The following is a 19,631-nucleotide window of genomic DNA, read 5'->3' on the forward strand; positions in this document are numbered from 1 at the left end:
TATGGCGATTCAAATTTTACCCGCTCGTTTGGCAAACCAAATTGCCGCGGGGGAAGTCGTAGAACGACCGGCTTCCGTAGTAAAAGAGTTGGTAGAAAACAGTTTAGATTCTGGTGCGACACGCATCGATATTGATATCGAGAAAGGTGGCGCGAAGCTCATTCGTATTCGTGATAATGGTACAGGGATCCCGAAAGATGAGCTTGCGCTAGCACTGAGTCGCCACGCCACGTCAAAAATACATAATTTGGATGATTTAGAAGCGATCATGAGTTTAGGCTTTCGCGGGGAAGCGCTTGCCAGTATCAGTTCTGTAGCCCGTTTGACGATGACCTCGCGTCCAGCGACGCAAGAAGAAGCGTGGTCCGCCCATAGTGAAGGGCGTGAAATGGCGGTGAAAACTCAGCCAGCAGCACACCCAGTGGGGACCTCGGTCGAGGTCCTCGATTTGTTTTTTAATACGCCAGCACGACGTAAGTTTTTACGAACCGAAAAAACAGAGTTTACTCACATTGATGAGCTGATCAAACGGATCGCGTTAAGCCGTTTTGACGTCACTTTCAATTTACGTCATAACGGAAAACTGGTTCGCCAGTATCGAGCGGCGAAATCCCCAGCACAAGAAGAAAAACGCATCGCCGCTATTTGTGGTAACAGTTTCGTTAAGAATATGCTGCACGTTACGTTGGATCATCAAGGGATGAAATTGTCTGGCTGGATCTCAACCCCAGAGGGAGCTCGTCAGCAAAACGATTTGCAGTATTGCTATGTGAATGGACGCATGATGAAAGATCGCCTCATCAACCATGCCATTCGTCAGAGTTACGAAACAAGTCTGCGGCCAGATCAATACGCCACATATGTGTTGTTTATCGAAGTGGATCCTCACCAAGTTGACGTCAATGTGCATCCTGCGAAGCATGAAGTGCGCTTTCAGCAGGCGCGCCTTGTCCATGATTTCATTTATCAGGCGCTCTCTAGCGCGTTAGCACAAGGGTTATACATTGATGAGCCCACTCATAACCAAGCGGCCTTTTCTCATGCTGATGAGCCACAGGTGTCCTCGCAAGAGACAGAATCGTTAAGCCCGGTATCACAACAAGTTTGGCAAGCCGTGGATAAGGTGCCAGCGTATCCGGGGCAGAGCGATTATCGCAGTAGTACGGAGCGCGATCAGCGGACGTCGGGGGTGTCAGAGCCTGCGGCGGATAAGTCTTGGTCATCGCCAACTCAAACGTCACCGCACAAAGCGTCGGTGTCCAGTGGAGGAAAGCCTTCAACGGCAAAACGTGCCGAAGAGGGGCCAAGTGTCGAAGAGGTACAGGTTTATCAGCACCTATTAGAGACGCCCATCGCGTCTGCGCTTCCTGACTATCCAAAGACACCAAAGAGGGTTACTCAACCTGTGACCCAGAAAGGAGAGGTCACTGAGCTGGGTAAAGCTCTGGATATTGTCCATGGTAAATACTTGGTGATGCTCTCCAATGTCGGGTGTGTGCTGGTGTCATTAGAAAGAGCACAATGGCTGCGAGTACGAGGGCAACTACACGCGAAAGAGACCCCATTAAAAAGTCAGCCTTTGCTGGTGCCTTTTTCGATTAAATCGACGCCCAGTGATTTGGTGAGTTTGGAGAAATATCACCATGAATTTTCTCGATTAGGCATCGATCTACAGCCAAAATCTAAGCAGTCAATTACCGTTATGGGGGTTCCGCAGCCATTGCGTCAGCAAAACTTGCAACAATTGATGCCGGATCTGTTATCGTACGCGTCTTCGACGCTTGATCACCATGATGTCACACTGAACCATGATAATTTTGCTTATTGGTTAAGTGATCAAGTGGTCAGCGGTCAGGCTGATTATTCCTTATCGGAAGGTATTCAGTTGATTTCTGAACTAGAGTTACTGTGGGAAGGCGAGTTGCCTTTAAATGATAGCCAGTTTGTTCAAAAAGTAGATTTTTCCGCGACTATTGCAGCTTTGAATTCATGACTAAACAATTACCTTTAGCCCTGTTTCTTATGGGGCCTACCGCATCGGGTAAAACCGATTTAGCGATTCGTTTGCGCCAGACCTTTCCTGTGGAAATCATCAGTGTCGATTCTGCGCTGATTTACAAAGGGATGGACATCGGTACAGCGAAACCGTCGGCAGAGGAGCAGGCGCTTGCGCCGCATCGTTTGATCGATATTCTCGATCCGAGTGACTCTTATTCCGCGGCAGACTTTCGTCGTGATGCCTTGTTAGCCATGGATGCGATTGTGAGCGAAGGAAAAATCCCTTTGCTGGTGGGCGGCACGATGTTGTATTACAAAGCGCTCATTGAGGGATTATCACCTTTACCGGCCGCCGATCAAAAAATTCGTCAACAAATAGAGCAAGAAGCATTGACGAATGGCTGGACAATGCTGCACGATCAATTGCAAGATATTGATCCTGTGTCGGCAAAACGCATTCACCCGAATGATCCACAACGTTTATCGCGGGCATTGGAAGTTTACCGAATTACTGGTAAAACATTAACAGAGTTAACGGCAACGAAAGGGGAAGCAATCCCTTATCGTATTAAACAGTTTGCCATTGTTCCCAAGGAAAGGGCTGAACTCCATCGTCGGATTGAGTTACGATACAACAAAATGGTGGAAGCGGGGTTTGAAGACGAAGTAAGAGCGTTGTACCAACGCGAGGATCTTCATGCCGATTTACCATCAATCCGTTGTGTCGGTTACCGACAGATGTGGGAATATTTAGACGGACAAGGTACATTAGATGACGCGATTTTTCGTGGTATCTGTGCCACTCGTCAATTGGCCAAGCGACAGATTACCTGGTTACGCAGCTGGGATGATCTAACTTGGTTAGATAGTGGGGATATTGATCACGCTTTTGAAACAATGTCGGATGCAATAGCATCTGATTGAATAAGGTGTGTATAATTATTTTCGCTTTTGCGTAATGTGCTTTAAGTAAGATCAATGACTTGAAGTTATAGTCATACGACTCAATAATGAACTTAGAGTATTTTTCATTCGTTTAGCTCAGATATGAGGCCGCACTCTTATTCGTGCACCACTAGCTAAATAATTAATACAAAATCAAAAATAAGGAAAAATAAAATGGCTAAGGGGCAATCTCTACAAGACCCATTCTTGAACGCGCTACGTCGCGAACGTATTCCGGTTTCTATCTATCTAGTGAATGGCATTAAGCTACAAGGTCAGATTGAATCTTTTGACCAGTTTGTCATCCTATTGAAGAACACAGTGAATCAAATGGTGTATAAACATGCGATTTCGACTGTGGTTCCTGCTCGCGCAGTGAGTCATCACAATGGTGAGCGTCCAGCGCAGGATCGTCCTGCAGAAAAAACAGAAGAGTAAATTATTATTTCAAAATATTTAAGGAGTTGAGCGCTTGTTTGACCGTTACGAATCGGGGGAGCGAGCCGTACTTGTTCATATCAACTTCACGCAAGAGGGTGAGTGGGAAGATCTTAGTGAGTGTGAAATGCTTGTGTCATCTGCAGGTGTTTCTACGCTACAAGTGATCACAGGCAGCCGCCAATCTCCTCACCCTAAATATTTCGTTGGCGAAGGCAAAGCGCAAGAAATTGCTAGCGCTGTCGCGGCGAATGAAGCTGATATCGTCATTTTTAACCACGCTTTATCCCCAGCTCAAGAACGCAACCTAGAACAACTATGTCAATGTCGAGTGATCGACCGTACTGGTTTGATCTTAGATATCTTTGCGCAGCGCGCAAGAACCCATGAAGGTAATCTCCAAGTAGAATTGGCACAACTGCGTCATATTTCTACACGCCTTATCCGAGGTTGGACTCACTTGGAGCGTCAGAAAGGGGGGATCGGTCTACGTGGTCCTGGCGAAACGCAGCTAGAAACGGACCGCCGTTTATTGCGTGACAGAATCAAAGCGATTTTACGTCGTTTAGAGAAAGTATCGAAGCAACGAGAGCAAGGCCGACGCGCCCGCAACCGCAAAGAGATTCCGACTTTGTCCTTGGTAGGGTATACCAATGCGGGAAAATCGACGTTATTTAATCGCATTACGGAAGCCGATGTGTATGCAGCGGATCAACTGTTTGCGACCTTGGATCCAACACTACGTAAAGTAGAATTGGCTGATATTGGTACCGCGATCTTAGCGGATACGGTTGGGTTTATTCGTCATCTTCCTCACGATCTTGTGGCGGCATTTAAAGCGACGTTACAAGAAACGCAAGAAGCTGACATTTTGTTACATGTTATTGATGCTAGTGACGATCGTTTTCGTGAGAACATTGAAGCGGTGAATGATGTATTGGCAGAGATTGATGCAGACGAAGTCCCAACTCTGCTCGTCATGAACAAAATTGATAGTTTAGAACATCAAACACCTCGTATTGAACGCGATGATGAGGGGATTCCTCGCACGGTATGGGTGTCAGCGATGTCTGGTGAGGGAATTGACCTATTATTTGAGGCATTGACTGAGCGTCTTGCCAGCCAAATGGTCGAGCATAATCTGTTGATTCCACCTGAACACCAAGGACGTATTCGGAGTATCTTCTTCCAAATGAACTGTATTAAGCAGGAAGAATATGATCCAGAGGGCAATTTATTGATTACTGTTCGTATGCAGCAGGTAGATTGGTCTAGACTAGAGAAAAGAGAAGAGGCGGATTTAGCTGACTTTATAGTCACTTAAATCATTGCTAAAGTATAACGTCATATCAATGATGGAGCTTTCTAATGGCGTGGAATGAGCCTGGTAATAACAACGGCAACAATGGCCGCGATAATGACCCGTGGGGTAATAATAATCGCGGGAATAAAGGTGGTCGTGATCAAGGTCCTCCAGATTTAGACGAAGTATTTAACAAACTTAGTCAAAAGCTCGGAGGTAAGTTCGGCAAAAAAGGCAATGGAAGTAACGGGTCGTCTTCAAATGGCGGTGCCATTGGGATTGGTATCGTTGCGTTAATTGCCGTATTAGTCTGGTTTTTTGCCGGCTTTTATACGATTGGCGAAGCAGAACGTGGTGTGGTACTGCGTTTAGGGAAATACGATCGTATTGTTGATCCTGGTCTAAACTGGCGACCTCGTTTTGTCGATACGGTCACTCCGGTTAACGTGCAAGCAATTCGTTCTTTACGCGCATCAGGTCTGATGCTGACGAAAGATGAAAATGTTGTCACTGTCTCAATGGATGTGCAATACCGTGTGTCTGACCCGTATAAATATTTGTATGTGGTTACGAACGCCGATGACAGTTTACGTCAAGCCACCGATTCTGCATTACGTGCCGTCATTGGTGACTCACTGATGGATAGTATTTTGACCAGTGGTCGTCAACAGATCCGTCAAACCACGCAGAAAACCCTGAATGAAATCATTGATAAGTACGACATGGGTATTTCGATTGTGGATGTGAACTTCCAATCCGCTCGTCCTCCTGAGCAAGTCAAAGATGCTTTTGATGATGCCATTGCCGCACGAGAAGATGAAGAGCGTTTCATCCGTGAAGCCGAAGCGTACAAAAATGAAATCTTACCGAAAGCGACCGGCCGTGCCGAACGTTTGAAGAAAGAAGCGAAAGGGTATAGTGAGCGTGTGATTAATGGCGCACAAGGTCAAGTCGCTCAGTTCGAGAAACTCTTGCCTGAATATAAAGCCGCACCGAAAGTGACACGTGAACGTCTCTACCTTGATACGATGGAAAAAGTGTATTCCAACACGTCCAAAGTGATGGTAGATACCAAATCAAGCGGCAATATTATGTACTTGCCTCTGGATAAGCTGATGAAACAATCTGGTAAGCCGAAACAAACGGATAATACGGATTCTATCTCAGTGTATGACCAAATTAAGCGTGAATCTCAGCATGCAGATACCAAAATCAAGCAGTCTGCCAATGACGCATCACGTACTAGCGATTCACGCCAAGGGAGATACTAAAAATGCGTAAGTTAATGATCCCCGCAGTGGTTGTTGTATTGGCGTTGTTACTGATGTCGTTGTTTGTCATTCCTGAAGGCCAGCGTGGTATCGTGGTACGGTTTGGTAAAATCAATAAAGACGATGGTGGTACCGCGGCTCGTATCTACAAGCCAGGGATACACTTTAAGTTGCCGTTGTTTGATCGTGTTAAGCGTTTAGACGCACGTATTCAAACGATGGATGGCAAAGCGGATCGTTTTGTTACCGCCGAGAAAAAAGACGTGATTATTGATTCTTACGTGAAATGGCGTATTCAAGATTTCGGGCGTTTTTATCTGGCGACAGGGGGCGGCAACTCACTGACTGCTGAAGCCTTGCTTGAGCGTAAAGTGACGGACGTATTGCGTTCAGAAATCGGTGAGCGTGAGATTAAGCAAATCGTGTCTGGCCCTCGTAATAAAGAAGTCTTGCCTGATAGCGCAGATTCGGATGTTGTGACGACGGAAGCGGCGAAAAAAGCATTAAAAACCGATGGTCAACGTGACCAAATCATGGACGACGTTTTAACGGATACTCGTGAAAGCGCTGCGAAAGATTTGGGTGTACAGGTTGTCGATTTCCGTATTAAGAAAATCAATTTACCTGATGAAATCAGTGAATCGATTTATCGACGCATGCGAGCTGAACGTGAATCTGTGGCACGGAAACACCGCTCTCAAGGTCGTGAAAAAGCGGAAGTCATTCGAGCTCAAGCTGAGCTAGAAGTATCGACGATTCTTGCTGAAGCTGACAAGACAGCACGTGTGACACGTGGTGATGCCGATGCCAAAGCCGCGAAGATTTACGCGGATGCCTATAGCGAAAGTCCGGAGTTTTTCAGTTTCTTGCGTTCACTGAGAGCCTACAAAAAATCGTTTAATAGTAAGAACGATGTACTGGTTCTGGACCCTAGCAGTGATTTCTTCAAATACATGAAAAACCCGCAAGGCAACACAGTAACCAAGTAACTGCGATTGACGCGCACTAAAAAGGCTCCTTAAAGGAGCCTTTTTTATTGGCCATTTTCGCGCTCAAACCGCGAATGTGACCTCAATTTAAGTCAGTGGTATCACGGTGTAGAAAATAGCGAAACTGTCCTCTGAGCGCTTTAGGCACGTTCTGACTTAGTAATGCGGCGGTGGGGTTTCTTCAGAGGGGTCGGCAAGTTCATTTGGACTTATCGATTTAATTTTTCCGACCACAAACTTCATTTGATCTTTCATCTCTGCAATCACGAACTGCTGTTGGCTTAATGCATCGTTGAGATCACTAATGGTCTGTTCTTGAAAAGAGATTTGATATTCTAGGTCATCAACACGCTGTTGCAGCTTTTTCATCTCGTCATTCATTTTATTCTTCAAACTCCCAAGCTTCAGCGACACCTGCGGAAGTCGCAGAAATAATACGTTGTTGTTTATCTAGGGCCACATCATACACTACGGCTCGGGGTGGACGAGCATCTTTTTGTGGCTTGGTATTAAACTGGTCAATTTTTTCTCCGCTGGTGGTATCCCAAATGGCGACTTGGCTTCCGGGCGTGCCCGTTAGTAAATAACGTCCATTATGGGCAAAGCGCGCACTAGAGAAAATAAGCTGCCGAGAAAAGCTTTTTAAGTGGCTTTGTTTTTGACCTGTTTTGAGGTTCCAAATAAAGGCATCGTTGCCATCATCAGAGGTCAATGCAAAGGCCCCTTGACGCTGCAACGCGACTTTATTCACTCTATGTTCATGTTGTAGCGTTAATATGATACTCGCGTTTCGGGTATCCCATAGATAAGCGGTATGGTCATTCCCACCGGTCAGCGCATAGCGACCGTTAGGCGAAAGGGCAACGGTATTCACTTTTTCTCGGTGTGCTAGGAACTCAATCCGTCTGCCGTTGACTAAGTCGACATAGATGGCTTTTCCATTAGACAGCCCGAGCAAGACTTGTTTACCGTCACTGGAGATGTCGATATCTCGAATCGTGCCGTCGGAAATGGACCACAATCCATCGGCCTGGGCGAGCCCGAGATCCCAAACCGCAAAGTTGGTTTGCGTCGCAGTTACGGCATAGCGATCGTTATCTGAAATACGAATGAGACTCACGGTGTGGGCTTGTGGATCTTGTGGGCCAAGTTCAGCAAGTTGTGTTCTTTTTTGGAGATCCCACAACACTAATTGGTGTTCTTTTGAATAGAGTAATGCGAATCGTCCGTCAGGGCTAAGAGCAAAAGCGGTGGATCCATTGGGCTCAAGATCCCATTCTTCGACTGAATTACTTTTGAAAAAACACCCATTTAGCGTCAAAATGATAAATAAGCTTAGAATGAAGTGAGAAAATATTCGTTTCAAGTTTAATAATCCTGTTTGATATACAGACAATCGCATAACATAAAGTTATATTGGTACAATTATGAGGGCAACACCAACTGAATATCCAGTTCTGTGGCTCACCTTTGTAGGAATACCGACAATTGGAGAATTGAATGAAATCATTATTTAAAGTGTCATTGCTTGCCGCTACCGTTATGTTAGCCGCTGGATGCCAGAAAGAAGATTCGAAATCAGAGACTAAACCAGCAGCGGAACAAGCAAGCACCGTTCAATTTAAATCAGACGATGAAAAAGCGGCTTACGCGATCGGCGTATCATTTGCCAACTACCTATCCACCAGTCTAGAAAAACCGAAAGAGATTGGCGTGAATTTGGACAAAGACATCGTCCTAAAAGGAATTAAAGATTCTTTCGCCGGAAAACCTGGTATGAAAGAAGACGAAGCACGTAAAGTACTGCAAGGTCTTGATCAACGCGTTGCGAAGAAAATGAAAGAGAAGCAAGGTGAAGAAGCCGCTAAAAATAGCAAAGCGGGTGAAGAGTTCCGAGCGAAATTCAAGAAAGAAGACGGCGTGAAAGTCACCGATTCTGGCTTGATGTACAAAGTCTTAACTCCGGGTAAAGGCACTGCACCAAAAGCGACCGATACGGTTGAAGTCCAGTACAAAGGGACGTTGATTGACGGTACCAAGTTTGATAGTTCTTACGATCGTGGTGAAGCAGCAAAGTTCCCTCTTAACCGTGTTATCCCAGGTTGGACTGAAGGTCTACAGTTGATGAAACCTGGTGCGAAATACAAATTTGTTATCCCACCAGAGCTTGCTTACGGTAAACAAGCAACGCCAACCATTCCTGCTGACTCAACATTAGTGTTTGAAGTGGAACTGGTGAAAGTGGATAAACAAGACGACACAGCAAAATCTAAAAAATAACGGCACTCTCGCGTCGTATGAAAAAAGGCCTGTTCAACAGGCCTTTTTTTAGGTTCATCGCGGCTTTCCGGGGAAAGCCGCTTTTATCTTTAAAAAGAAGTAATCAGTATCTCGATAGCCGTAACCCATTCGCTTGATTAACTTTATCTTGTTGTTTATGCCCTCGAGCGTACAGGTATTGAGTGGATAGCATGCAGAAGCAACGATGCCATGAAGATAAGGTTTGAGCTTTCTTGCGAAGTCCATAAGCGGCTTGATCCCGCTTTCTTGAACTTGCCCCCACCATACGTCCCATAAGTCTCTCGCTTCGCTTTCTGACTGGCATCGCCATAACTCTTTAAGCTGAGAGCCAAGTAAATACGTCACCATTAAGTCCTTGTTCATACTCAGTATCTCACTTAGGTAGCTCTCCTGCTTACTGTCTAAGTTGCCTCTGTTTTTAAGGAGAATCCAGCGAGAGCGCTTAATCCATTGGCGTGCTTTCTTGTCTTGTTTGAGTTGATTCGCTTGATCAACTCTGACTCTATCCATCACTTCCCGACCAAATTTGGCGACCACATGAAATAAGTCGTACACAATGCGAGCGTTGGGGCAATGTTGCTGCACTTCGAGGTCGAAAGCCGTATTCATATCCATCGCAACCGCCTCTATGTTCTGGCAATACTGACCAAGTAACTCAAAGAAGGGACGGATATCTTGTCGACTTCGTCCAACGCCTATCCACAGCACTTGATGCGTCTTAGCATCCGCGATAACGGTGGCATAACGATGTCCCTTAAAGAGCGCAAACTCATCCATGACCAGTTGTTTCAGCTCGGCCCAGTTGACCTCTGGCACCCCATTTTTTAGTCGGCGCTTATCTATCTCCTTAATCGTGTGCCAATGAACGCCCGTCATCTGGGAAATATGCTTAATAGGAAGAAGAGGCAGCAACTGTTCAATATAACTACGTAAGCGGTTAGTTAGGCGCGCAAAAGGTTCAAGCCAAGAAATAGATTCGGTTTTGATACCACAGTCAGGGCACTTGATACGCCTTGTTTGTACGGATAGTTCGACAGGTACGCCGAGCATCATCGCTTCCTTAATCGTTCGCCACTGATAATCATGTATGGCTTGAACATATTGCCCACATGAACACCGAGCGGTTGTGCTGGGTTTGAGAGTAATGGTGATAAGAGAAGACGTTTGAGCAGACTTTACGACATGAAAGCCTTCCCAAAAAGAGGATAGAAAAGTATGATTCATCATGAAAACGGTAGTTTGTGTATGATTTTTGTTTGGCGACTAAACCATATCACTTTCTACCGTTTTTGTTTTAAATTCCCGCTAATCCGCGATGAACCTTTTTTTATGGGGTTATCACGTGAATGCTTGTGTTAAGTCATAGGCAATGGCATAACTCGGACGAATATCATCAAAATATCTGATAAACTAAACACTCTTTGTTGAATTATTGTTCTGAGGTCGAATACAGTGACAACTACTTCCACTGAAATCATCCACTCTGATTTGCTTTTAGATATGGAATCTGTGCATGTAAAACCGTTTACGGAGCATGACAAGGTGATTCTGAGCTCTTACGAAGCGGTTGTAGACGGTATTGCTAGCTTAATTGGTCCTTTTTGTGAAATTGTTTTGCACTCATTGGAAGATTTGAATACGTCAGCAATCAAGATTGCCAATGGTGAGAACACCGGGCGTCAGGTTGGCTCTCCAATTACCGATCTTGCTTTAAAAATGCTCAAAGACATCGAAGGGTCTGAGCGCAACTTTTCGCGTTCGTACTTTACACGAGCCAAAGGTGGCGTGCTGATGAAGTCGATTACGGTTGCGATTCGTAATGGAGACAATCGAGTGATTGGCCTGTTGTGTGTGAATGTCAATTTAGATGCACCGTTTTCACAGATCTTGAATTCGTTTCTGCCGAGTCAAGAGGCACAAACCGCAGCATCGAACGTCAACTTTGCCAGTGACGTTGAAGAGTTGGTTGATCAGACAGTAGAGCGCACAATCGAAGAAATTAATGCCGATAAATCCGTATCGAATAACACGAAAAATCGTCAAATCGTGATTGAGCTGTTTGATAAAGGAATTTTCGATATTAAAGATGCGATCAACCGAGTAGCAGAGCGTTTGAATATTTCTAAGCATACGGTGTACCTCTATATTCGTCAGCGTAAGACCGAGGAAGAGCTCTGTGAGTAGTGGTTCGGTGTTGAGTTACGCGTTAGTCGTCAATGGTGGCGCTTACGGATCGCAAGCGTCGCGAAGTGCATTGTTATTCGCTAAAGCGGTGATTAAAAAAGGGCATACCCTATCGCGTGTCTTTTTTTATCAAGACGGCGTGCTCAATGGCTCAGCATTGACTGTCCCTGCCAGCGACGAAGTGAATGTTGTAGAAGCATGGCAAGCGTTGGCTAAAGAGCATGATATTGCATTAGAAACCTGTGTCGCTGCCGCTTTACGTCGTGGCATCATCTCAACAGAAGAAGCCCGTTTGCACCAACTAAGTGGTGATAACTTAGCATCAGGATTTGTACAGTCCGGGTTAGGGGCGCTAGCAGAAGCCATGTTGACACAAGATAGGGTTGTTCAGTTTTGAATAAAATTGCATTTGTTTTCCATACAACACCTCATCACACGGCCTCGGGACGAGAAGGGTTGGATGCCATTTTAGCGGCCGCCTCCTACAGTGAGGATATTGGGGTGTTTTTTCTCGGCCCTGGCGTGCTCCAACTATTGAAACATCAGGCCCCAGAAAAAATTTTGAGCCGTAATTATATTAGTGCCTTTAAGTTAATTGAGTTATACGAGATTGAGCAATGCTATGTGTGTGCTGATAGCCTCAAAGAGTGGGGCCTATCTGCAGAAGAGCTTGTGATCGATTGCCAAGTGGTAAGCCGATCAGAACTTGCCGCTTATATGAATCAGTTTGATCGCGTTCTGAATTTTTAGGGAGTGCCATGTTACACATTGTTAAAACAATGGCAAAACTGCCGCTTGCGCTTGCGTACATGCAGCCCGAAGATGGTGTTTTACTGATCGAGGAAGCCGTTTATGCGGCTCGAACAGGTTGTACCTTGTTGACTCACACCGAGCAGCCTATGCTGGTGTTTGTATTGCAAGAAGATCTTGAGGCCAGAGGGTGCGTTCAAGGTATTCATTCTTCATACCACGTGGTGGATATGGAGGGATTTGTCGATTTGACGGTTAAGTATGTAAAATCAATTACTTGGTGATTTTTCGGTTTCTGTACAAAAAGAAAACGACGCTATCGAGTAAAAAAGATCTGTATATTTCTTGACACTCTTCCATCGGCTGCATAGAATTTTGCGTCCCTATTTAGGTAGGGCTAGATTTTTCACAAAGCTTACTTTAAGTAAATCAGGAGCTATTTAATGGCAACTATTAACCAGTTGGTTCGCAAGCCACGTGCAAAGCAAGTTGTTAAAAGCAACGTGCCAGCACTAGAAGCGTGCCCGCAAAAACGTGGTGTATGTACTCGTGTATACACTACTACACCTAAGAAACCTAACTCAGCACTTCGTAAAGTATGTCGTGTTCGTTTAACTAACGGTTTCGAAGTTACTTCATACATCGGCGGTGAAGGTCACAACCTTCAAGAGCACTCAGTTGTTCTAATCCGTGGTGGTCGTGTTAAAGACCTTCCGGGTGTACGTTACCACACTGTTCGTGGTGCACTTGACTGTGCAGGCGTAAATGACCGTAAGAAAGGTCGTTCTAAATACGGTGTGAAACGTCCGAAATCTTAATGGTATCCGTTAAGTAAGGCCAAACACTAAATTATTAATATTTTGAAGAAACTGAAAAGTTTTGGATAACCTGAAGAAGACAACGGAGAATATCCATGCCACGTCGTCGCGTTATTGGTCAGCGTAAGATCCTTCCAGATCCTAAGTTCAAATCTGAACTGCTGGCAAAATTCGTTAACATCCTTATGGTTGACGGTAAAAAATCTACTGCAGAGCGTATTGTATACACTGCACTAGAATCTATGGCTGCTAAATCTGGTAAAGATCACCTAGCAGTTTTTGAAGAAGCTCTTGAAAATGTCCGCCCATCGGTAGAGGTTAAATCTCGCCGTGTAGGTGGTTCAACTTACCAAGTACCTGTAGAAGTTCGTCCGGTTCGCCGTAACGCACTTGCTATGCGTTGGTTGGTTGAAGCTGCGCGTAAGCGTGGTGAAAAATCTATGGCTGAACGTCTATCTGCAGAAATGCTAGACGCGTCAGAAAACAAAGGTACTGCTGTTAAGAAACGTGAAGACGTTCACCGTATGGCAGACGCGAACAAAGCGTTCGCACATTACCGTTGGTAATATGACCTTTTGTGCTGCGAGGCCCTCTCGCAGCACGTTTTTATTTTCTAAGGTTAACCTTAGTGAGAGGATACAATCGTGGCTAGGAAAACTCCTATCGAGCGCTACCGTAACATTGGTATTTGTGCTCACGTAGATGCAGGAAAAACAACCACTACTGAGCGTATTCTGTTCTACACTGGCCTATCTCACAAAATCGGCGAAGTTCACGATGGTGCCGCCACCATGGATTGGATGGAGCAGGAGCAAGAACGTGGTATTACTATTACCTCGGCTGCGACTACGACATTCTGGCCTGGTATGGACAAACAGTTTGAACCCCACCGCATCAACATCATCGACACCCCAGGACACGTAGACTTTACTATTGAAGTAGAGCGTTCTCTTCGCGTGCTTGACGGTGCAGTTGTTGTTTTCTGTGGTTCGTCAGGTGTTGAACCTCAATCTGAAACTGTCTGGCGTCAAGCTGATAAGTACCACGTTCCACGTTTGGTATTTGTTAATAAGATGGACCGTTCAGGTGCAGATTTCTTACGCGTTGTAGACCAAATTAAAAATCGTCTTGGGGCAACTCCGGTTCCTATCCAATTAAACATTGGTGCAGAAGAAGAGTTCTCAGGAGTGATTGATCTTATCAAGATGAAATCCATCAACTGGAATGATGCCGACCAAGGCATGTCTTACTCTCACGAAGAGGTTCCAGCGGATATGCTCGAATTGGCTGAAGAGTGGCGCAACCATATGGTTGAAGCGGCGGCTGAAGCGAATGAAGAGTTGATGGAAAAATACTTGGAAGAAGGCGAGTTAACCGAAGCGGAGATCAAACAAGGTCTGCGTGAACGTACTCTCAATAATGAAATCGTTTTGGCTACTTGTGGTAGCGCATTCAAAAATAAAGGTGTGCAAGCCGTGCTTGACGCCGTCGTCGATTTCTTACCTTCTCCAGTAGAAGTACCTGCAATTAAAGGTATTGATGATCGCGAGAATGAAGTAGAGCGCCTTGCAGATGATAGCCAACCATTTGCCGCCTTAGCATTCAAAATTGCGACAGACCCATTTGTTGGGACGTTGGCGTTTATGCGGGTATATTCGGGAGTCGTGAAATCCGGCGATGCCGTTTATAACTCAGTAAAAGAAAAACGCGAGCGTATCGGTCGTATCGTACAGATGCATTCCAACAAGCGCGAAGAGCTGAAAGAGATCTATGCGGGTGATATTGCAGCGGCAATCGGTCTGAAAGATGTCACAACCGGTGACACCCTATGTGATCCAAACCATAAAGTGGTGTTGGAGCGCATGGAATTTCCCGAGCCTGTAATTCAAATTGCCGTAGAACCTCGTTCTCAAGCAGACCAAGAGAAAATGGGTATCGCGCTAGGTAAACTAGCGGCAGAAGACCCGTCTTTCCGCGTTGAAACAGATGAGGATACCGGTCAAACGCTGATCTCTGGTATGGGTGAACTTCACCTTGATATCATTGTTGATCGTTTGAAACGTGAATTCAGTGTTGATTGTAACGTCGGTAAACCTCAGGTTGCTTATCGTGAAACTATTCGCGGTACTACCGAAGTTGAAGGTAAGTTTGTTCGTCAATCTGGTGGTCGTGGTCAGTACGGTCACGTATGGCTTAAGCTTGAGCCGTCAGAACCTGATGAAGGATTTGTCTTTGTTGACGAGATCGTTGGTGGTGTCATTCCTAAGGAATACATTAGTTCGGTAGCGAAAGGTATCGAAGAACAAATGAATAACGGTGTGCTTGCTGGATATCCGATGCAGGATGTTAAAGCAACATTGTTTGATGGTTCTTACCACGATGTTGACTCAAACGAAATGGCGTTTAAAATCGCCGGATCGATGGCGTTTAAGAAAGGTGCGCTTGAAGCAAACCCTATTATTCTTGAACCGCTAATGAAAGTTGAAGTCACTACTCCGGAAGATTGGATGGGCGATGTGGTCGGTGATTTAAACCGTCGACGTGGTCTCATCGGTGGTATGGATGATGGTCATGCTGGACTAAAAATCATTCATGCTAAAGTTCCACTTGCGGAGATGTTTGGTTATTCAACATCCCTTCGTTCTGCAACACAAGGCCGTGCTTCATACTCTATGGAGTTTTCTGAGTACGCTGAAGTGTCCAAAAATGTGGCTGATGCCATCATTGCAGAGCGCGGTTAATCATGAATCTATTGCGCTGACGAGCGTTGGCGCATAAAATAGCATTTCTGGCGCGCCTTGAGTGTACGTTACTTAAGGTGAATCATAACTAGGAAGGAACACGATCGTGTCTAAAGAAAAATTTGAACGTACGAAACCGCACGTAAACGTTGGTACTATCGGCCACGTTGACCACGGTAAAACAACTCTAACAGCTGCTATCTGTACTGTACTTGCTAAAACTTACGGCGGTGCAGCACGTGACTTCGCGTCAATCGATAACGCTCCTGAAGAACGTGATCGTGGTATCACAATCGCGACTTCACACGTAGAGTACGATACTCCAAGCCGTCACTACGCACACGTTGACTGTCCAGGACACGCGGATTATGTGAAAAACATGATCACAGGTGCTGCACAGATGGACGGTGGTATTCTTGTAGTAGCAGCGACAGATGGCCCAATGCCACAAACTCGTGAGCACATCCTACTAGGCCGTCAGGTTGGTATTCCTTACATCATCGTATTCATGAACAAATGTGACATGGTTGATGATGAAGAGCTACTAGAACTTGTAGAGATGGAAGTACGTGAACTTCTATCAGAATACGATTTCCCAGGCGATGACCTACCAGTAATTCAAGGTTCAGCACTAGGTGCATTGAACGGCGAAGCACAGTGGGAAGAGAAAATTGTTGAACTAGCGCAAGCGCTAGACGACTACATTCCAGAGCCAGAGCGTGCAGTAGACCAACCATTCCTAATGCCGATTGAAGACGTATTCTCAATCCAAGGTCGTGGTACAGTAGTAACAGGTCGTGTTGAACGTGGTATCTTGAAAGTTGGCGATGAAGTACAAATCGTTGGTATGAAAGACACAACATCAACAACATGTACAGGTGTAGAGATGTTCCGTAAACTGCTTGACGAAGGTCGTGCAGGTGAGAACGTTGGTGCACTACTACGTGGTACAAAACGTGACGAAGTAGAGCGTGGTCAAGTACTAGCAGCGCCTGGTTCAATCACACCGCATACTAAGTTCGAATCAGAAGTATACGTATTGTCAAAAGATGAAGGTGGTCGTCACACGCCATTCTTCAAAGGTTACCGTCCACAGTTCTACTTCCGTACAACTGACGTAACTGGTGACATCCAGCTACCAGCAGGCGTAGAAATGGTAATGCCAGGCGATAACGTGAAAATGACTGTAGAGCTAATCGCACCAATCGCAATGGACGAAGGTCTACGTTTCGCGATTCGTGAAGGTGGCCGTACAGTAGGTGCTGGTGTTGTTGCTAAAATCGAAGCTTAATTAGCCTCGTTTTAGTGCGAACATCGCATTGAAAAAAGGGAAGCCTCGGCTTCCCTTTTTGCTGTCTATGGCCCGTGTTAAATGTCACTGGTTATCTCTACCCAAAATCAGCCACTTTGTTTGGGGGAGCGGTCTTACCCCTCTTCGATGGAGATTCTTGTAGCACAAGGGCTTGCCCAATCGATCTTCTTTCTTCCTGCTGAATATTTCCCTTGCCTCTCTAGTACCAACTCTGTACAATTCGTGTTCCTTAATTCTCGGTCATTTTTTATTAGTTCCTTGCTTCCTCTGGACGACCGGGCCAACTTGGGAAGCTGAATAATCCGTAAGGAGCAATCAATGCGTCATTACGAAATCGTATTCATGGTGCACCCTGATCAAAGCGAGCAAGTTGCTGGCATGATCGAGCGTTACACTGGTTCTATCACTGAAGCTGGCGGTACTATCCACCGTCTAGAAGACTGGGGCCGCCGTCAATTGGCTTACCCAATCAACAAGCTTCACAAAGCTCACTACGTTCTTATGAACGTTGAAGCGGACCAAGCTGCAATCGACGAAGTGGAAACTGCTTTCCGTTTCAACGACGCAGTTCTACGTAACATGGTCATGCGTAAGAAACACGCGATTACTGAACCTTCTATCATGCTTAAAGCTAAAGAAGAACGTACTAAGCGTGAAGATGCGCCAGCAGAAACTAACGCTGAGTAATTCTTAACGATGACCAATCGAATGGAGATTAGTGGCGTTGTCGCGAAACCTCCTATTCGTAGCCAAAGCCCCGCAGGGGTTGCTCATGTCCGTTTTTGGCTTGAGCATCGTTCTACGGTGGTCGAAGCTGATTTACCAAGACAAGTATACTGTCGTATGCCTGTGGTGGTCAGCGGGCAAAGGTCAACGTTACTCACTCAGAATTTAGTTCAAGGCAGTAATATCATGGTAGGTGGTTTCGTGACCTACCAAACCGGCCGAAATGGTGTCGGAAAATTGGTATTGCATGCTGATAACATTACTCAAATTTAGATCAGGAGATAGCCCATGGCTCGTTTCTTCCGTCGTCGCAAATTCTGCCGTTTTACAGCAGAAGGCGTACAAGAGATTGATTACAAAGATGTAGCAACTCTTAAGAACTACATCACTGAAGCTGGTAAAATCGTACCTAGCCGTATCACTGGTACAAGTGCTAAGTATCAGCGTCAGCTAGCGCGTGCAATCAAACGCTCTCGTTACCTAGCTCTATTGCCATACACTGACAAGCATCAGTAATCGGCACCGTTTATTAAGAAAGAGGAATTAAGCAATGCAAGTTATTCTACTTGATAAAATCGGTAACCTAGGTGGCCTTGGCGATTCAGTTAACGTTAAATCTGGTTACGCACGTAACTTCCTTATCCCACAAGGTAAGGCAGTAATGGCAACTAAAGCTAACCTTGAAGTTTTCGAAACTCGTCGTGCTGAATACGAAGCTAAAGTTGCTGAGCAACTTCAAGCCGCTCAAGATCGTGCAGACAAAATCGAAGCTCTTGAAGCTGTTGTTATCACCTCTAAAGCAGGTGATGAAGGCAAACTATTTGGTTCTGTTGGTACTCGTGATATCGCTGACGCGATCACTGCAGCGGGTGTTAACGTAGCTAAAAGTGAAGTTCGTCTATCTGAAGGTGCGCTACGCACAACTGGTGAATTTGACATCAATGTTCAAACTCACTCTGAAATTTTCGCTGTTGCGAAAATTCAAGTTGTTGCTGCTTAATCTTTACGATAAGCAACGAAAAAAAACACCAGCTTCGGCTGGTGTTTTTTTTATGTCTATTATTCGCACATGGTGCAGTGCTTAGAATGAGACGAGCACACTGACAGTAAACACGCCATCGTGTTTCTTCAACCCTTCTGGCACTCGGTCGTAATACTGTAAACTGTGGCTGATTTTCAGTGCGATATTATCGGTAATGTTATTGGTAATCCCCACATCACTATTGAGGGTGGTATTGCTTTCCCCTGATACGACCGTCGCATCGGCATAGAAGTTGAGATTTTTGCGTATAGCCCATTCGTTGTGAATTTTCGCTCGTAAGATCGGCTCGCGAATGGTGTCCGTAAACACGATGTCCTTCGAGCCGATTTCATCTTCATTCGGTTTTTGATAACGATAGCCAGGGCCAAGCTCAAATTCTAAGGTGACGGTATCGGTATGGGTAAGCTGATAACCTAAACCAGAAGATAACGTGTAATCTTTGTAGTAAGCGGTGTAGTTTGAGCGGTTGCCTTGAAAGCTGCTATATAGGTAACTTTTCGGTCCGGTTTTATAGTCACTTTGCAATGAGTATGCCGATTGTCTCTTATCTTTTTTATTTTCTCGCACCAGCTTATAAACCTTCCATTCTCCCGTGGTCCGGTGACGGCCTTTTGTATAGCTGGCTTGTACTAAACCATTAAGCGCTTCGGTTTCGGTATTGCCTGAATGAGCTTGGTATCCCAACTCGACTTGTCCACTCCAAGGTGAGGGGATCTTGATATCCATTTGGTCTTCATCGACTTTAGGGGCTTCATCCGCATGAGCCATCCCTGCTAATAATAGACTGGTACTTAAAAGCCAAATTCGGGACAC

The 19,631-nt window shown here is 45.4% G+C and carries 23 protein-coding genes; 19 read left to right on the top strand and 4 right to left on the bottom strand.

From position 1 onward, the window contains the following. The first annotated feature begins 1 nt into the window (after position 1). The 6 genes from mutL (at position 2) to hflC (ending at position 6,944) form a co-directional block, all read left to right on the top strand. A complete protein-coding gene (mutL, locus tag EAE30_RS06375; protein ID WP_123015212.1) occupies positions 2–1,993 on the top strand; it encodes a DNA mismatch repair endonuclease MutL in 1,992 nt (663 codons plus the stop codon). After that, positions 1,990–2,922, top strand: a complete 933-nt coding sequence (gene miaA / locus EAE30_RS06380; RefSeq protein WP_123015213.1) for a tRNA (adenosine(37)-N6)-dimethylallyltransferase MiaA — start codon at positions 1,990–1,992, stop codon at positions 2,920–2,922. The genes mutL and miaA overlap by 4 nt, the downstream gene beginning before the upstream one ends. Before the next feature lie 195 nt (positions 2,923–3,117). After that, positions 3,118–3,381 (top strand): RNA chaperone Hfq, encoded by a 264-nt coding sequence (hfq, locus tag EAE30_RS06385; protein WP_123015214.1) that lies wholly within the window; start codon positions 3,118–3,120, stop codon positions 3,379–3,381. Between the two features lie 34 nt (positions 3,382–3,415). Further along, positions 3,416–4,705: a ribosome rescue GTPase HflX gene (hflX, locus tag EAE30_RS06390; protein ID WP_123015215.1), complete on the top strand. Its 1,290-nt coding sequence runs from the start codon at positions 3,416–3,418 to the stop codon at positions 4,703–4,705. Between the two features lie 44 nt (positions 4,706–4,749). Then, positions 4,750–5,955, top strand: coding sequence for an FtsH protease activity modulator HflK (hflK, locus tag EAE30_RS06395; protein WP_123015216.1), 1,206 nt, complete (start codon positions 4,750–4,752; stop codon positions 5,953–5,955). A 2-nt stretch (positions 5,956–5,957) separates the two neighbouring features. After that, on the top strand, positions 5,958–6,944 hold the full coding sequence (gene hflC, locus EAE30_RS06400) for a protease modulator HflC (protein WP_123015217.1): 987 nt from the start codon (positions 5,958–5,960) through the stop codon (positions 6,942–6,944). Between the two features lie 156 nt (positions 6,945–7,100). On the opposite strand, the gene EAE30_RS06405 is transcribed toward hflC, so the two are convergent. Then, on the bottom strand, positions 7,101–7,313 hold the full coding sequence (locus tag EAE30_RS06405) for a SlyX family protein (protein WP_390257936.1): 213 nt from the start codon (positions 7,311–7,313) through the stop codon (positions 7,101–7,103). A 13-nt stretch (positions 7,314–7,326) separates the two neighbouring features. After that, a complete protein-coding gene (locus EAE30_RS06410; protein ID WP_199287075.1) occupies positions 7,327–8,310 on the bottom strand; it encodes a WD40 repeat domain-containing protein in 984 nt (327 codons plus the stop codon). A 134-nt stretch (positions 8,311–8,444) separates the two neighbouring features. On the opposite strand from EAE30_RS06410, the gene fkpA reads away from it, so the two are divergent. After that, positions 8,445–9,224, top strand: a complete 780-nt coding sequence (gene fkpA / locus EAE30_RS06415; RefSeq protein WP_123015220.1) for an FKBP-type peptidyl-prolyl cis-trans isomerase — start codon at positions 8,445–8,447, stop codon at positions 9,222–9,224. A 54-nt stretch (positions 9,225–9,278) separates the two neighbouring features. Here the strand turns inward: fkpA and EAE30_RS06420 are convergent, their stop codons facing one another. Then, positions 9,279–10,469: an ISL3 family transposase gene (locus EAE30_RS06420; RefSeq protein WP_123016684.1), complete on the bottom strand. Its 1,191-nt coding sequence runs from the start codon at positions 10,467–10,469 to the stop codon at positions 9,279–9,281. A 276-nt stretch (positions 10,470–10,745) separates the two neighbouring features. Between EAE30_RS06420 and EAE30_RS06425 the strand changes: the two genes are divergently transcribed. The 12 genes from EAE30_RS06425 (at position 10,746) to rplI (ending at position 18,776) form a co-directional block, all read left to right on the top strand. Then, positions 10,746–11,429, top strand: coding sequence for a helix-turn-helix transcriptional regulator (locus EAE30_RS06425; RefSeq protein WP_123015221.1), 684 nt, complete (start codon positions 10,746–10,748; stop codon positions 11,427–11,429). Next, positions 11,422–11,826 (top strand): sulfurtransferase complex subunit TusD, encoded by a 405-nt coding sequence (tusD, locus tag EAE30_RS06430; RefSeq protein ID WP_241967720.1) that lies wholly within the window; start codon positions 11,422–11,424, stop codon positions 11,824–11,826. Before EAE30_RS06425 ends, tusD begins: the two co-directional genes overlap by 8 nt. Beyond that, the gene (gene tusC, locus EAE30_RS06435; protein WP_123015222.1) at positions 11,823–12,179 is read left to right on the top strand and encodes a sulfurtransferase complex subunit TusC; all 357 of its coding nucleotides are present in this window, start codon (positions 11,823–11,825) and stop codon (positions 12,177–12,179) included. The genes tusD and tusC overlap by 4 nt, the downstream gene beginning before the upstream one ends. 8 nt (positions 12,180–12,187) lie before the next feature. Beyond that, complete coding sequence (gene tusB, locus EAE30_RS06440) at positions 12,188–12,463, top strand: sulfurtransferase complex subunit TusB (RefSeq protein ID WP_123015223.1); 276 nt, start codon at positions 12,188–12,190, stop codon at positions 12,461–12,463. Between the two features lie 159 nt (positions 12,464–12,622). Further along, the gene (gene rpsL / locus EAE30_RS06445) at positions 12,623–12,997 is read left to right on the top strand and encodes a 30S ribosomal protein S12 (protein WP_005417208.1); all 375 of its coding nucleotides are present in this window, start codon (positions 12,623–12,625) and stop codon (positions 12,995–12,997) included. Between the two features lie 95 nt (positions 12,998–13,092). After that, positions 13,093–13,563 carry a 30S ribosomal protein S7 gene (gene rpsG, locus EAE30_RS06450; protein ID WP_123015224.1) on the top strand — a complete coding sequence of 157 codons (471 nt, stop codon included), beginning with the start codon at positions 13,093–13,095 and terminating at the stop codon, positions 13,561–13,563. A 78-nt stretch (positions 13,564–13,641) separates the two neighbouring features. After that, complete coding sequence (gene fusA, locus EAE30_RS06455) at positions 13,642–15,738, top strand: elongation factor G (protein WP_123015225.1); 2,097 nt, start codon at positions 13,642–13,644, stop codon at positions 15,736–15,738. Between the two features lie 106 nt (positions 15,739–15,844). After that, positions 15,845–17,029, top strand: coding sequence for an elongation factor Tu (tuf, locus tag EAE30_RS06460; RefSeq protein WP_123015191.1), 1,185 nt, complete (start codon positions 15,845–15,847; stop codon positions 17,027–17,029). Positions 17,030–17,368: 339 nt separating this feature from the next. Next, positions 17,369–17,737, top strand: a complete 369-nt coding sequence (gene rpsF / locus EAE30_RS06465; RefSeq protein WP_123015226.1) for a 30S ribosomal protein S6 — start codon at positions 17,369–17,371, stop codon at positions 17,735–17,737. Positions 17,738–17,746: 9 nt separating this feature from the next. Continuing rightward, a complete protein-coding gene (gene priB / locus EAE30_RS06470; protein WP_123015227.1) occupies positions 17,747–18,049 on the top strand; it encodes a primosomal replication protein N in 303 nt (100 codons plus the stop codon). Positions 18,050–18,064: 15 nt separating this feature from the next. Continuing rightward, positions 18,065–18,292 (top strand): 30S ribosomal protein S18, encoded by a 228-nt coding sequence (rpsR, locus tag EAE30_RS06475; RefSeq protein WP_000090472.1) that lies wholly within the window; start codon positions 18,065–18,067, stop codon positions 18,290–18,292. 34 nt (positions 18,293–18,326) lie between these two features. Then, positions 18,327–18,776 carry a 50S ribosomal protein L9 gene (rplI, locus tag EAE30_RS06480; RefSeq protein WP_123015228.1) on the top strand — a complete coding sequence of 150 codons (450 nt, stop codon included), beginning with the start codon at positions 18,327–18,329 and terminating at the stop codon, positions 18,774–18,776. 81 nt (positions 18,777–18,857) lie between these two features. Here rplI and EAE30_RS06485 read toward each other — a convergent pair whose 3' ends face one another. Continuing rightward, positions 18,858–19,631 carry a DUF481 domain-containing protein gene (locus tag EAE30_RS06485; protein WP_164711809.1) on the bottom strand — a complete coding sequence of 258 codons (774 nt, stop codon included), beginning with the start codon at positions 19,629–19,631 and terminating at the stop codon, positions 18,858–18,860.

Origin of the sequence: Vibrio zhugei, from assembly GCF_003716875.1 — a bacterium.
In the GTDB taxonomy this organism is placed as follows: Bacteria; Pseudomonadota; Gammaproteobacteria; order Enterobacterales; family Vibrionaceae; genus Vibrio; species Vibrio zhugei.

Excerpts from the sequence above, each read along its gene's own strand:
- mutL (WP_123015212.1), top strand. The coding sequence starts at position 2 with ATGGCGATTCAAATTTTACCCGCTCGTTTGGCAAACCAAATTGCCGCG.
- miaA (WP_123015213.1), top strand. The coding sequence starts at position 1,990 with ATGACTAAACAATTACCTTTAGCCCTGTTTCTTATGGGGCCTACCGCA.
- hfq (WP_123015214.1), top strand. The coding sequence starts at position 3,118 with ATGGCTAAGGGGCAATCTCTACAAGACCCATTCTTGAACGCGCTACGT.
- hflK (WP_123015216.1), top strand. The coding sequence starts at position 4,750 with ATGGCGTGGAATGAGCCTGGTAATAACAACGGCAACAATGGCCGCGAT.
- hflC (WP_123015217.1), top strand. The coding sequence starts at position 5,958 with ATGCGTAAGTTAATGATCCCCGCAGTGGTTGTTGTATTGGCGTTGTTA.
- EAE30_RS06405 (WP_390257936.1), bottom strand. The coding sequence starts at position 7,313 with ATGAAAAAGCTGCAACAGCGTGTTGATGACCTAGAATATCAAATCTCT.
- fkpA (WP_123015220.1), top strand. The coding sequence starts at position 8,445 with ATGAAATCATTATTTAAAGTGTCATTGCTTGCCGCTACCGTTATGTTA.
- EAE30_RS06420 (WP_123016684.1), bottom strand. The coding sequence starts at position 10,469 with ATGAATCATACTTTTCTATCCTCTTTTTGGGAAGGCTTTCATGTCGTA.
- EAE30_RS06425 (WP_123015221.1), top strand. The coding sequence starts at position 10,746 with ATGGAATCTGTGCATGTAAAACCGTTTACGGAGCATGACAAGGTGATT.
- tusB (WP_123015223.1), top strand. The coding sequence starts at position 12,188 with ATGTTACACATTGTTAAAACAATGGCAAAACTGCCGCTTGCGCTTGCG.
- rpsL (WP_005417208.1), top strand. The coding sequence starts at position 12,623 with ATGGCAACTATTAACCAGTTGGTTCGCAAGCCACGTGCAAAGCAAGTT.
- rpsG (WP_123015224.1), top strand. The coding sequence starts at position 13,093 with ATGCCACGTCGTCGCGTTATTGGTCAGCGTAAGATCCTTCCAGATCCT.
- rpsF (WP_123015226.1), top strand. The coding sequence starts at position 17,369 with ATGCGTCATTACGAAATCGTATTCATGGTGCACCCTGATCAAAGCGAG.
- priB (WP_123015227.1), top strand. The coding sequence starts at position 17,747 with ATGACCAATCGAATGGAGATTAGTGGCGTTGTCGCGAAACCTCCTATT.
- rpsR (WP_000090472.1), top strand. The coding sequence starts at position 18,065 with ATGGCTCGTTTCTTCCGTCGTCGCAAATTCTGCCGTTTTACAGCAGAA.
- rplI (WP_123015228.1), top strand. The coding sequence starts at position 18,327 with ATGCAAGTTATTCTACTTGATAAAATCGGTAACCTAGGTGGCCTTGGC.